At 69.7% G+C, this 12,931-nt stretch carries 13 protein-coding genes and 1 tRNA gene; 2 read left to right on the top strand and 12 right to left on the bottom strand.

The genetic code is table 11. The annotated features are described in order from the left end of the window. Positions 1-64: 64 nt before the first annotated feature. Positions 65-904, bottom strand: coding sequence for a 16S rRNA (cytidine(1402)-2'-O)-methyltransferase (rsmI, locus tag G6027_RS04750; RefSeq protein WP_182635868.1), 840 nt, complete (start codon positions 902-904; stop codon positions 65-67). 111 nt (positions 905-1,015) lie between these two features. Here rsmI and G6027_RS04745 point away from each other — a divergent pair, with 111 nt between their 5' ends. After that, entirely contained in the window at positions 1,016-2,527 is a 1,512-nt protein-coding gene (locus tag G6027_RS04745) for a phospholipid carrier-dependent glycosyltransferase (RefSeq protein ID WP_182635866.1), read from the top strand. A gap of 253 nt (positions 2,528-2,780) precedes the next feature. On the opposite strand, the gene G6027_RS04740 is transcribed toward G6027_RS04745, so the two are convergent. The 11 genes from G6027_RS04740 to G6027_RS04690 form a co-directional block, all read right to left on the bottom strand. After that, positions 2,781-3,179, bottom strand: coding sequence for a DoxX family protein (locus tag G6027_RS04740; protein ID WP_182635870.1), 399 nt, complete (start codon positions 3,177-3,179; stop codon positions 2,781-2,783). A 5-nt stretch (positions 3,180-3,184) separates the two neighbouring features. Beyond that, positions 3,185-4,048, bottom strand: a complete 864-nt coding sequence (locus G6027_RS04735) for an SDR family oxidoreductase (RefSeq protein ID WP_182635858.1) — start codon at positions 4,046-4,048, stop codon at positions 3,185-3,187. A gap of 97 nt (positions 4,049-4,145) precedes the next feature. Next, entirely contained in the window at positions 4,146-5,357 is a 1,212-nt protein-coding gene (locus G6027_RS04730) for an NADH:flavin oxidoreductase (protein WP_182635856.1), read from the bottom strand. A gap of 114 nt (positions 5,358-5,471) precedes the next feature. Continuing rightward, on the bottom strand, positions 5,472-5,876 hold the full coding sequence (locus G6027_RS04725) for a hypothetical protein (protein ID WP_182635854.1): 405 nt from the start codon (positions 5,874-5,876) through the stop codon (positions 5,472-5,474). Positions 5,877-6,028: 152 nt separating this feature from the next. Next, a complete protein-coding gene (locus tag G6027_RS04720; protein ID WP_182635852.1) occupies positions 6,029-6,319 on the bottom strand; it encodes a SelT/SelW/SelH family protein in 291 nt (96 codons plus the stop codon). 34 nt (positions 6,320-6,353) lie between these two features. After that, positions 6,354-7,874, bottom strand: coding sequence for an MFS transporter (locus tag G6027_RS04715; RefSeq protein WP_182635850.1), 1,521 nt, complete (start codon positions 7,872-7,874; stop codon positions 6,354-6,356). 79 nt (positions 7,875-7,953) lie between these two features. After that, the gene (locus G6027_RS04710) at positions 7,954-8,271 is read right to left on the bottom strand and encodes an SMR family transporter (RefSeq protein ID WP_182635848.1); all 318 of its coding nucleotides are present in this window, start codon (positions 8,269-8,271) and stop codon (positions 7,954-7,956) included. Continuing rightward, positions 8,271-8,630, bottom strand: a complete 360-nt coding sequence (locus tag G6027_RS04705; RefSeq protein WP_182635846.1) for an SMR family transporter — start codon at positions 8,628-8,630, stop codon at positions 8,271-8,273. The genes G6027_RS04710 and G6027_RS04705 overlap by 1 nt, the downstream gene beginning before the upstream one ends. A 110-nt stretch (positions 8,631-8,740) precedes the next feature. Next, positions 8,741-10,024 carry an alpha/beta hydrolase gene (locus G6027_RS04700; protein ID WP_182635844.1) on the bottom strand — a complete coding sequence of 428 codons (1,284 nt, stop codon included), beginning with the start codon at positions 10,022-10,024 and terminating at the stop codon, positions 8,741-8,743. A gap of 276 nt (positions 10,025-10,300) precedes the next feature. Continuing rightward, positions 10,301-10,373, bottom strand: a tRNA-Ala gene (locus tag G6027_RS04695). 117 nt (positions 10,374-10,490) lie between these two features. After that, complete coding sequence (locus tag G6027_RS04690; RefSeq protein WP_182635843.1) at positions 10,491-11,048, bottom strand: cupin domain-containing protein; 558 nt, start codon at positions 11,046-11,048, stop codon at positions 10,491-10,493. 67 nt (positions 11,049-11,115) lie between these two features. Here G6027_RS04690 and G6027_RS04685 point away from each other — a divergent pair, with 67 nt between their 5' ends. After that, positions 11,116-12,798 (top strand): bifunctional NAD(P)/FAD-dependent oxidoreductase/class I SAM-dependent methyltransferase, encoded by a 1,683-nt coding sequence (locus tag G6027_RS04685; protein ID WP_182635841.1) that lies wholly within the window; start codon positions 11,116-11,118, stop codon positions 12,796-12,798. Positions 12,799-12,931: the final 133 nt, after the last annotated feature.

The raw sequence follows: 12,931 nt of genomic DNA, 5'->3' as shown, positions 1-12,931 counted from the left end.
AGACGGCAGGGCGCGGCGTAGACGGCAGTGCACGGTGTAGACGGCAGGGCGCGCGGCGTGGTGGTCACTCCCGCGAGTCGACGACCGCCTGGTAGAGCTCCCGCTTGGTCAGCGACGACCCCTCCGCGACGGCCGAGCACGCGTCCTTGAGCCGCTCGCCCGCCTCGACCCGTTCCTCCACGATCTCGACCAGATCCCCCGTCGTGGCGGTGGAGTCCGCGGCGTCCGCCCCCTCGATCACCACCACGATCTCCCCGCGCACCCCGTCGGCGGTCCGCTCGGCCAACTCGCCGAGCGTGCCCCGCAGGACCTCCTCGTAGGTCTTGGTGAGCTCGCGGCACACCGCGGCGCGCCGGCCTGCGCCCAACACCCCGGCCGCTTCCGCGAGTGTGTCGCCGAGACGGTGGGGCGACTCGAAGAACACGCACGTGCGCTCTTCTGCGGCCAGACGGGCCAGCCAGGTCCTGCGGCGACCTGCCCGGCGCGGGGGGAAGCCGTCGAAGCAGAACCGGTCCACAGGCAGGCCGCTGAGCACCAGCGCCGTGGTCACCGCCGACGGGCCGGGGAGGCAGGTCACCGGGAGGCCGGCCTCGATGCACGCGGTGACCAGCGAATATCCCGGGTCCGACACCGCGGGCATCCCGGCGTCGGTCACCACGGCCACCACGTCACCGGCGCGGACCCGGTCCATCAACTGGGGGACGCGACCCGCCTCGTTGTGCTCGTAGAAGCTCATGACCCGGCCCGGGATCGTCACCTCGAGCGCGGTGGCGAGCCCCCGCAGACGCCGCGTGTCCTCGGCGGCCACCACGTCGGCGGTGGCCAACAGTTCCCGCAATCGGCTGGAGGCGTCGCCCAGGTTCCCGATGGGGGTGGCCGCCAACACGACACGTCCGGACGTCATGCGCTCCACCCTATCCCCGGTCGCCACCGTCCACTCCCGCCCGCGTCCTGCTCGTGCCCGTGGCTGTGCCCGTGTCCCCGGTGCCGGGAGGGCCACCATTATGCTCGCGGTGTGACCTCGACCCCAGGCGTGCGATCCCCGGGCCGCCCGCTCCCGGATCCGGACACCGGGCCGGTCGACACCCCCCGCGACTGGGTCGTCACCGGCGTCATCCTGGTCCTGGCCTTCATCTCGCGCTTCTGGGGCCTGACCTCCGCCACGGACGAGGGCACCCCTGTCTTCGACGAGAAGCACTACGCCCCGCAGTCATTCAGCATCACCCAGTTGGGGATCGAGGAGAACCCGGCCTACGGCCTGGTGGTCCACCCGCCCGTCGCAAAGCAAATCGAGTCGCTCGGCGGACTGCTCTTCGGCTACACGCCACTGGGCTGGCGGTTCACCGCCGCGATATGCGGCGTGCTCGTGGTGCTCATGGTCATGCGGATCACCAGGCGGCTGACCCGCTCCACGCAACTCGGCCTGGTCGCGGGCCTGCTGCTGTGTCTGGACGGGGTCACCTTCGTGACCTCACGCATCGGCATGCTGGACATCTACCAGGTCCTGTTCGTCACCGCCGCCGCCGGTGCCCTGTTGGTCGACCGCGACCAGATGCGCGGCCGCATGCACCGCGCCGCGCTCGCCGGCCGGCTCCACCTGTCGGACTTCGGCCCGAGACTGGGCTTCCGCTGGTGGCGGTTCACCGCCGGCGTCATGCTCGGGCTGGCCCTGGGCGTCAAGTGGTCCGGCCTGTACTTCATCGCCTTCTTCGGACTCATGACCGTGGCCTGGGACTGGGCGTTACGCAGTCGCTACGGAATCCGGCGGCCACTGGCGGGCACGCTCCTCCGGGACGCCGTCCCGGCCTTCCTCACGCTGGTCATCTGGCCCGCCCTGATCCACATGTTCACCTGGCTGCCGTGGTTCGCCGGCGAGAACTCGGTGTACCGGCACGCAGTTGGGTCCAAAGTCCAGGACAACTGGCTTCCCGACTCGCTCCAGTCGTGGCTGTATTACCAGTCGTCCGTGCTCGACTTCCACTCCTCGCTCACCACCTCGGCGGGCAACCGGCACCCGTGGGAGTCCAAGCCGTGGACCTGGCCGATGAGCCTGCGGCCGATGCTCTACTACGTCGAACAGGGCGAGGACGTGACCGGGTGCGGCCAGGAGTCGTGCGTCCGCGCCATCATGCTCCTCGGCACGCCCGCGATCTGGTGGCTCGCGGTCCCCGTGCTCGGCTGGGCGTTCTGGCGCGCGGTGATCTGCCGCGACGGCCGGTACGCGTTCCCGCTCGTCGGCTACATGGCCGGATACCTGCCGTGGTTCTTCCAGCACGACCGCCAGATGTACTTCTTCTACGCCTCGGTGATGGTGCCGTTCTTCGTGATGATGGTCGCGCTGGTGCTGGGCGAGATCGCCGGAAAGGCCACCGACTCCACACGGCGCCGGTCCATCGGCCTGGGGATCGTATGCCTCTATCTGGCGCTCGTAGTGGCCAACTTCATCTACATGCTGCCCATCTTGTCGGGGATGCCCATCACCCCGACGGAATGGAACCAGCAACTCTGGCTGCCGTCCTGGCGTTAGTCACTCCCGCCCGCGTCTCTCCCGCTGTGTCTCTCCCGCTGTGTCTCTCCCGCTGCGTCTCTCCCGCTGAGCAGCCCCTGCTGAGCAGCCCGGTTGAACCGCCCCGCTGAACCGCCCCGCTCCCGCGGTGGTCGCACTCACCGTGCCCGTGGTCGTAGCCACCGCGCGCGCCAGGCCGATTCACCACGGTGAGTGCGACCACGGGTCCAGACCACGGGCACAGATCACGGCGCTGGTTCCAGCGGCCCTGGCTCTAGCCGCCCAGCGCCCTGTCGATGCTGAACCGGCCCGCCCCGACCGATGCGATGAGCAACACGCCCACCCCCAGCGCCACCACGAGCTCCCAGCCGTTCTGCGTGACGAAGGGCCCGTTAGTGGCGTGGACGAAGTACAGGGCGCCCGCCATGTCCACCGCCAGCAGGATCCCGGCCAGGGGCGTGAGGATGCCCGCGATGAGTGCGATCCCCGCGATCAGCTCAACCCCGGCGACGACCGCGGCGGTCACGTCCGGCTGCGGGATGCCGTACCCGGCGAACTGCTCGCCCACCCGGCTCAGTCCCAGCGTGAAGAACTTCTGCCACCCGTGGGCAACGAACACCGCCCCGAGCCCGAGCCGGGCCAGCAGGATGGCGGCGTCGTTGAGGGTCTCCATTCCCCTCACGGGAGGATTCCCTCGCCGGCCTTGTTGATACGACGGCTCAGTAACTTCATCGCGAGCATGTAGAGCGGCGGGGCGAACTTCTGGGCGGCGAACCCGAGCTTGATGTCCGGCGAGGTGTAGACGATGTAGCGCCCCTTGCGTACGCCCTCGAGTGTCTTCTCGGCCGCGACCTCCGGGGTGACGGCGTGGCGGCGGAACTGGTCCACGGTCTTGGCTACCTGCGGGTCCGAGCGGTCCACGCCCGCGATCTCGACGGTCTCCACCAGCGGGGTGTCCACGCCGCCGGGGCACACCAGGTGCACGCCGATCCCGTAGGGCGCCAAATCGAAGCGCAGCACCTCGGCGATGCCGCGGATTCCGAACTTCGCGGCACTGTAGGCGGCGTGCCACGGCAGACCCAGCAGACCCGCAGCGGATGAGACCATGACCAGCGCGGCAGGTCTCCTCGCGGCCATCATCGCCGGGACGAACGCCTCGATCACGTGGATGGTGCCCATGAGGTTGACCTCGACCATGGACCGCCAGACGCGGTGTTCGAGGAGGTCGGGCCGCCCCCACGCCGAATTGCCCGCGACGTGGAAGATCGCGTGCGGGGCGCCGTGCGCGGCGATCGTGTTCTCGCCGAACTCCATCACCGCCTCGTGCTCGGTGATGTCCACGGTCTCGGAGAGCAGCACCGCGCCACCCGTGTCCCGGCAGGCCTGCGCCGCCGTCGCCAACCCGGCGGCATCGCGGTCCGTCAGCACCAGCCGCGCGCCCTCGGCCGCCAACCGAATCGCCACGGCGCGGCCGATCCCGCTGGCCGCGCCGGTGACCACGCAGGTCTTGCCACGGTAGTCGGTGATCCGTCGCCTCGACATGTGGTTCCCTTCCGGCCCGGGTCGCTCGAGCGGGCCTCTTGGGGTTCCACCGTAGCGGCCCGCCCGTGTCAGGCAGCCGGTCTGATGCCGGTCGGCGTCAGCCGCGCGCCGGGACGGGCGGAACGTAGTCGCGCAGCACGCAGCGGCTCCCGCTGTAGATCGTGGCCATGCAGCGGTTGCAGTGCACGCAGAGGGAACGACGACGATCATCGGCCCTCAGCTTGTTGGGCAGGTCCGGCTCGCGCAGCAGGCCACGACCCATGGCCACGAACTCGAATCCCGCGCTCATCGCCTTGTCGATCGACGGCCGGTCGACGATCCCCCCGAGCAGCATCATCGGCAGACTGACGGCCTCGCGGATCTGGCGGGCGTCATCGAGCATGTAGGCGTCCGTGTAGGGGTACTCCTTGAACATCCTGGGTCCGACCACCTTCATGCCCATCTTGATGACCGTCGGCTGGGTGGCGGCGAACTCGTGCAGCGGCGCGTCGCCCTTGAAGAGGTAGATGGGGTTGAGCAATGAGCTGCCCACGGTCATCACCAGGGCGTCCGCCGAGCCGTCCGCCTCGATCCACTTGGCCACCTGCACGGCCTCGTCGATCCAGAACCCGCCGGGCACGCCGTCGTCCATGTTGAGCTTGATGGTCACGGCGATCCGGTCGCCCATCGCGTCGCGGATGGCGCGGCCGATCCGGCGCGCGAAGCGGGCGCGGTTCTCGAGCGAACCGCCGTAGGAGTCCTTGCGCTTGTTGAGCCTGGGGCTGAGGAACTCGCTCACCAGATAGTTGTGCCCGAAGTGCACCTCGATGGCGTCGAACCCGGCCTCGGCCGCCCCGCGGGCCGCTCGGACATGGTCCTCCACGATCCGGTCGATGTCCGCCTCGGTGCAGGCCTTGGTCAGGGACATGCCCGTGGGGGCCGGGATGCGGGACGGCCCCATCGCCGGCATCTTGTTGGAGGCGGAGTTGGCCACTGCCCCCGCGTGTCCGACCTGCGCCGAGACGGCCGCGCCCTCGGCATGCACGGTGTCGGTGAGCTTGCGCAGCATGCCGCGGTCGTCCATGCCCCAGTGGTACTGGTGCCGGTCGGTGCGGCCCTCGGGCGAGGTGGCCAGGTCGGCGACGGTGGTCATGCCGACGCCGCCGCGGGCGTACTCGGCGTGGAATTCGATCAGCTCGTCGGTGACCCGGCCCTCGGGGCAGCGGCCCTCGAACGTCGCGGCCTTGACGATGCGGTTGCGCAGCGTCACGTTTCCGATCTTCGCCGGGCTGAATACATCGGGGACGGGGCTACCGGGTGCAAGGGTCATGCGCGAACTATAACGCGTTCCAATCTAGCGATCACGCGCTTTGGCCAGCACTTTTGCACTGAGTGCAAAGCGCCCCCGGTCTCCCTGCCCGCCTTGCGACCGCGCGCCGCCCGCTCAGCCCTGGGGGTTGAGCGACGTGGAGTCGATCCCCGCGAGCGCCTGATCCACCAGGTCGGCTGCGGAGTCCGTCGGGACCACCCTCTCCAACGCGCTCCCCACCCCCGGGACGCCGCCGACGAGCGCGGAGACCGAACCGTTGGTGTCTCCGGCGAGCAGGTGGTCGATCGACTTGCCCAGCGCCGGTGCGACTGAGCAGACCGCGCTGGTCGGCAGTCCGGCCCCGGCGAGGTTGGCCACGCTACCGGCGTTGCAGACCGCGGTGGCCGTGGAGCCGACCGGCCCGCTGGTCGACCCCGGCAGCGAACCGGTGACGGAGCCGAGCTGCGCGGACGCCGTCCCGGCGCTCGCGAGGAGGGTTACGGCGGCGAAGCCGCACACGGTGAGCAGTCTTCCGGACATGTCGATCTCCCTGGAGTGGTTCGGTACGGCACCCGCCGCCTTCTGACCAGCACACCAGAGTCCGCTGTCGCGAAGATGAACATCGCGCGGAATCCGGACGCCTCCAGGGCGAACTGGCTTTGTCCGGATCCGGGGAGGGCAGATCGGTGTGGCTAGTCGGTGGGCTCGACCCGGTCGGCGTGACCGAGTGACTTCTCCGGAGCGACGAGATCACGGACGGCCCGCTTCAGTTCGGTGATCTCCGGGAATCCGCCATCCTTCTTGCGGTTCCAGACCTGCTCGTCGCCGACATCGATGCGGAACGTACCGCCGGTCGCGGGCACGAGCGCGACCTCCCCGATCTCATCCTCAAAGGTCTGGAGCAGCTCGCCCGCGTACCACTGGGCGCGGAGCATCCACCGGCACTGCGTGCAGAAGGTGATGGCGATCCGAGGGGACGGCATACCGCACAGAGTGCCACAGCCGAGCCGAACGGCATCACCCCTCGGCGAGCTCCGGCGGCGCCGCGTGCTCCTCGTACATCGAATCGATGTCCTCGACGCTCTTGCCCGTGGTCTCGATCCGGAACTTCCACGTGATGACGGCGCCGAGCAGTGAGGTACCCACGAGAATCGCCAGCACTGTGCTGGTGCCCCACGAGACGAGGAGAATCGGGAACAGGAACGAGGTGAGCACCGCGCCGACCTTCGCGAAAGACGCCGCCATGCCGGCGCCCATACCGCGGAGAGAGGTGGGGAACACCTCACCCGCGACGACGTAGGTCATCGAGTTGGGACCGAGGTTGGTCATGAACTGGAACAGGATGAAGCCGCCGAAGATGAGCACGGTCTGCACCGTCCCGGTGGCGTACGTCGACGCCGCCGCGATCGCCAGTCCGACTGCGCACCCGACGAACCCGATGATCTGCAAGCGCATGCGACCCAGCCGGTTGACGAGCAGGATCGCCACCACGATGCCGACGAGGAGGAATGTGTCGATGAAGGCGGCCCCCTCGGCGCCGAGCAGATCGTTGTGGATGATCGCCGACGACGACGAGGCGTTGTGGTCGACGTCCCCGAGGGTCGTCGCGATGATCGTCGGCGTGAAGATGCCGATGCCGTAGGTCCCGAGATCCTGGAGGAACCACGGAACGGACGCCAGGATCGTCGATCTGCGCCACGGTCTGCGGAACAGCGATCCGAGCTTCTGTCCCTCGGCCGCGTGCGCGCTGCGTTCCGTTGCCAGCGAGACCACCGAGGGGTACCGGGGTGTGCGGTCGAGCAGCCTCTTGAGTTCGACCTGGGCCTCGTCGACCCGGCCGACGTTCGCGAGCCAGTGTGGGCTCTGCACGATGAAGAGTCGGCCGACTGCCACGAGTGCCGCCGGCACCACGACGACGCCGAACATCAGTCGCCAGGCATCGAGCGAGTCGGTATTGGTGAGGATCGCGACCCCGACGAGCGTGCCCGCCACGGCCCCGACCGCCTGGAACGCGAACGCCGACAGGACCTTCTGTCCCCGGGAGACCGTCGACTGCGTTTCGGAGATCATCGTGTGCGCGGTGGGGTAGTCGCACCCCAGGGCGAGTCCCATTCCGAGTAGGCAGATCAGGAAGACGACGAATCCCGGAGCCACCGTCGCACCCAGAACGAACAGGGTGAACAGCACCATCTCGATGAGGAACATCTGCCGTCGACCGAACCGGTCCGACAGCCCGCCGAGCGCGGTCGCGCCGACCATGATGCCCGCGAGGGGCGCCGCGGTGAGGAGTCCGGTCTCCACCGTCGAGAGGGACCAGTAGGCGGTGATGAGTGGCAGGGCGACACCGATGAGGAACACGATCAGGCCCTCGAAGAACTTGCCCGCGGAGGCGAGCCACCAGATCCTGCTCTGCATGCTCGTCATGCCACCCGCGCCCGCAGGCGTGCCGTCCCGCCAGCGGGGGGTCTCGTCGATGTATCGCTGAACCGTCGAGGGGATCCCGGGTTCGTCGTCGCCCTCGGGCGCGGGTGTCGCCATGACGCAGAACATTACTCAGACACGCCCGGGGGAATCGGGATGGTGGTGAACCCCGTGTAAACGATCGGTGCCTCTGTCCTCAGGCGCCCGCGCCCAGCTCCACGAGCAACACCCCGCCGGCGATCAGGACGATCCCGGCGCCCATCAAGGGCGTGAGGGGTTCGCGGAAGAGCAGCCGGCTCAGGACCGCGGCCAGGGCCACGCCGGCGGCCGTCCAGATGCCGTAGGCGACCCCCAGCGGCATCCCCTCCGCGAGGGTCAGGGAGAGGAAGACGAAGGCCACCAGGTAACCGGGCACGACGGCGGCGTACCACCGCGCGTTGTCGACCGCCATGCGGAGCGAGAGCGTCGCGGCGAGTTCGAAGGAGATCGCGACGGCGAGGTAGGCCCAGGCCATCAGCCGGCCCCCTCCGCGCGTGCCCGGGCGCGCTGGGATCCCAGTTCGACGCACAACACCCCGGCGATGATCACCGCGATGCCGGCGACCATCAGCGGGGTCAGCGGCTCGTGGTAGATCAGGGTCGACAGGCCCGCGGTCAGCGCGACGCCGGAGGCCCCCCAGATGCCGTACGCCACCCCGAGCGGCACGCCCGCCCGCAGGGTGAGGGCGAGGAATGCAAACGCGCCCATGTACCCGACGGCCACCATCGCGTACAGCGCGGGCGTGACGAGCGCCCCCTTCAGGGAGAGCGAGCCCGCCACCTCGAGTGCGATCGCCGCGGCGAGGAACAGCCACTTTCCTGTACTGGCCTGCACGAGTATGTTCTTCTCCCTCGAGCTGAGCCCCGCTGCACGCCGGGCGGTCGACGCACAAAGTGTATGGGCCCCGCGCGCCGGGCCGGCGACAGGCGGGTACGCCGGGATGGTCAGCGCCGGATCGTCACGTCACGGATGTGCGCGCCCAGTACCGCCAGGGCAGACGCCCCCTCGGGCGTTCCAGCGACCACGGGGAAGCAGTGGATCATCCCCGGCCAGACCCGCAGGTCGATCGACGCGCCGAGCGCAGTGCTCGTGTCGACAAAGGCGCGAACGTCGTCGACCACGAAGTCGTCGCCGCCACAGACGACCGCCACGGGTGGCGCCGTCTCATCGAGCGGCCGGCGGCAGGGAGAGATCTCCGGATCGTCGACCGGGGTGTCACCGGCATAGGCATCACGGCAGTTCCGGGCGACCAATGGGGGCATGAGCGGGTCGAGGGCGCCACCGGAGCGGTCGGGACCGAGAGGTTCGGTGAGGTCGACCCACGGACTGATCAGCGCCAGACCGGCCGGGCGTTCCGAGCGTCGACGGAGACGTTCGACCAGTCCGAGAGCGAGGCCCCCGCCGGCGGAGTCCCCGGCAATGGCGACCCGTTCGCATCCTCCGACGTGCTGGGCGAGACGGTGAAACGCCGCTTCGGCATCGTCCAGGGCGGCCGGGTGACGGTGCTCGGGAGCGAGCCGATAATCAGGTACGTAGGCGGTCGCGCCCGAGAGGCGGGCGAGGGTCACTGCCATGGTGGCATGTGTGTCGGATGAGCCGGCCACATAACCGCCCCCGTGGAGGACGAGCAGGCCCGGGGCACCGGCTGGCCCGTCGATCCAGAGTCCCGCAACGGGGACCCCGACCGCCGGTCTGGCCGTTCGTCGCGAGCCGGCCAGCCTGGACGCGCCGGTGGCCACGGCCCGCAGGGCCCGGATCCCCCGTTCGTCGAACGGGGCCACCGTCAGGACGGGACGGACGATCAACCGGAGTCCAGCTCGCTGGAGCCGCGACGGAATACTCGGCCTGCGGGTGATGGTGATCCGCCGGTCGGCCTCCGTGACGAGCCGACGGGCGAGCACGGCGAGGGAGGCCTTGACGATGCGGGCGGCCACCATGCCGACGACCCGGTTGGCCGAGCGGAAGGAGTAGGTCCACTCGAGCTCGCCGCCGCCGGGTCGTGCCCGAACGGTGACGCGACCGACGCGGTCGTAGAGCTGCCACCTCGGCTGCACCGCGTACACGTGTTCCACTCCCGGCTCCAGCGCGGTCGTTCGCCTCCGCCGCCGGAACCCCCGCAGCGGTGCACCCGCCCACTGCCGCCACTGCGCTGCGTCGGACTCCATTCCCAGGACATCCGCGGGGTCCGCCGAGAACTGCGCGTGGACGCGCACGGTGTGAGTTGCCACGTCCACCTCCTCGGATAGCGAAAGACCTGCCCTGTCCAACCATCGGCGGACAGACGAGGCCCCGCGCCGCCCAGAACGGGGCCGTTGTGTGTGCATGCCCTCGTCATCTGGGCACCTCCGACGCAGTCACTTCGCTGGGGGTCCCGTCGATCCAGCATGCCGGAACGCCCGGCGACTCCGGGAGCATATTGCGGCACCCGACCTGGTGCGACGCGAGAAAACGGAAAGGCCGTCCCCGCCTGAGCGGAAACGGCCTCTGAACTCACGGTCCTTGGGTGGAGCTAAGGGGAATCGAACCCCTGACCTTCTCGATGCGAACGAGACGCGCTACCAACTGCGCTATAGCCCCGCACGGCCCTCGCGGACCGTGTTGCCGCCCTTTCGGGAAGCGGTGCCACCCTCTCGAGCAGCGTGGAACACCTTACCAGCACGCCCGGCCGACCCCCCAAACCGGGAGTGCGGGGCCTCACGAGTCGGCCGTGTGGGTGTGCATCCGCACCCCGTCGTCGTTGAAGATACTGATCACCTGCGCGGGCCGCGCGCCGGCGGCCGACAGACTGTGCGGGACCCTGGTGTCGAACTCCGCTGCCTCCCCGCGGGTCAGGATCAGCTCCTGGTCGCCCAGGACCAGGCGCAGTTTCCCGGACAGGACGTAGAACCACTCGTAGCCGTCGTGGACGCGGGGGTCGGGCGCGGAGCTCGACGGCGGGTAGGTGATCTTGTAGGTCCCCACCGAGGAGCCCTCGGGCGCGAGCGGGGCGATGACCATGCCGTTCCGGTGGATCACCGGACGCCGCACCCTGGGGTCGACGGTCGACGGTGCCACCAGGTCGTCCAGACTGATCCCCAACTGGCGGGTGAGCGGCAGGAGCAGCTCGAGACTGGCCTGACGTTTGCCCGATTCGAGACGGGAGAGCGTGCTGGCCGACATGGCCGCGCGCTCGGCCAGCTCGTCCAGTGTCCACCCCTTGCTGTGGCGGTACGCCCGCAACCGCGTCCCGACCAGCTTGAGTTCCTCCGGCACCACTCAACCCCTTGCCAATAGTGCAAACATCCTTGCAGTTTACGCACACCCGGCGTGAACTGTTGTCATGCACACAAACAAGGACACAGAAGAACGCTGGGACGCCATCGTCGTCGGCGGCGGGGCCGCAGGCCTGTCGGCGGCGCTGATGCTGGGGCGGGCACGCCGCCGCGTGCTCGTCGTCGACGCCGGCGAGCCACGAAATCGCTTCGCCGCACACATGCACGGCGTCCTCGGCCACGAGGGCGTGGACCCGCTGGAGCTGCTCCGCCGGGGCCGCGAGGAACTCCGCCAGTACGACGTGACGGTGCGTCCGGGCTCGGTGACCGTGGTTCGTGACAGCGGGGTCGACGACGCGGGTAAAGACGACGGCGGGGCCGGCCTGACCGTCGAGTTCGCCGATGCGGCGCCCGCGACCGCACGTGCCCTGGTCGTCGCGTCCGGACAAACCGACGAGCTGCCGGACATCCCCGGCCTGCGGGAGTTCTGGGGCACGAGCGTGCTGCACTGCCCCTACTGCCACGGCTGGGAGGTGCGCGGCAGCAGGATCGCGGTGCTGGGTACATCCGCCATGTCCACGCACCAGGCCCAACTCGTACGGCAGTGGACTGACGACCTGGTCTTCCTCACCGCTGGCATCGACGAATCCGGCAACGGTCCCGACGCCGAGGTGGCCGCCCGACTCCGGGCCCGCGGCGTCCGACTCGAGTCGACCCCCGTCGACAGGGTCCTGTCCACCGACGGCCGCCTGAGCGGGGTCCGGCTAGATGACGGGCGGGAGATCGCACTCGATGCGATCTTCGCGGCACCCGTGGCGCGACCCCACGACCAGTTCCTCGACGGACTCACTCTGGAACGGGCCACCAACCCGATGGGCACGGCACTGGCCGTGGACCAGTTCGGGGCGACCGGCCACCCCCGCATCTGGGCGGTGGGCAACGTTGCCAACCCGGGTGCGACCGTGCCCGTGTCCATGGCCGCGGGGTCGATGGCCGGCGGGATGGTCAACATGATGCTGGTCAACGAGGACTTCGACCGCGCGATCGCTGCCTCACCCGCCTCCGGCTCATCGGACTCGCCCGGCGCGCCCGACTCGACCGGCACTCCCGCCGAGTACTGGGAGGGCGAGTACGCCGACAACGGACCACGGTGGTCGGGAGCGGTCAACGCCACGACTGCAGCCGTGGTCGCCCCGCTACCGGTCGGTTCGGCCCTCGAACTGGGCTGCGGCGAGGGCGGCGACGCGCTCTGGTTGGCCGAGCAGGGGTGGGACGTCACCGCGGTGGATCTGTCCCCCACGGCGACCTCCCGCGGCGCTGACGCGGCGACCGCCCGAGGTGTGGCCGACCGCATCGACTGGGTGGCACACGACCTGACCACCTGGACCACCGACAAGCGCTTCGACCTGGTGACGGCTAGCTTCTTCCACTCCCCCGTCGAGCTGTCCCGCCCGCGGGTACTGCGACGTGCCGCCGAGTGGATCCGGCCGGGCGGCCACCTGCTGATGGTCTCCCACGTGTTCGAGAGCGAAGCGGACGTCCCGCCGTGGGCGCACCGACCCGAGGCCGGGGATCACGCGGGCCACCTCGACCTGCCGACACCCACCGAGGAGGCCGCCGAACTCGCCCTGGACCCGTCTGTGTGGGAACTCGTCCTGGCGGAGATCCGCCCACGGGAGGCGGTCGGGCCGGACGAGCGTCAGACGGCCACGGTCAAGGACGGCGTGCTGCTGTACCGACGACGCCCCTGATCGGGTCGCGGGCCGGTCAGCCGACCGCACGCCGTAGCGGCTCGCGGTGCGCGGTCCGGTGGTCCGGCCTGCGGGCCTGGCGACCGGGGTCGGTCTCCTGCTCACGGTCGAAGGTGTCCAGCATGTCGAAGGA

Source organism: Dietzia sp. SLG310A2-38A2 (assembly GCF_014145095.1).
Classification (GTDB): Bacteria; Actinomycetota; Actinomycetes; order Mycobacteriales; family Mycobacteriaceae; genus Dietzia.
The sequence above is the reverse complement of the archived record's forward strand: the minus strand, read 5'-3'. Positions and strand labels throughout refer to the sequence as shown.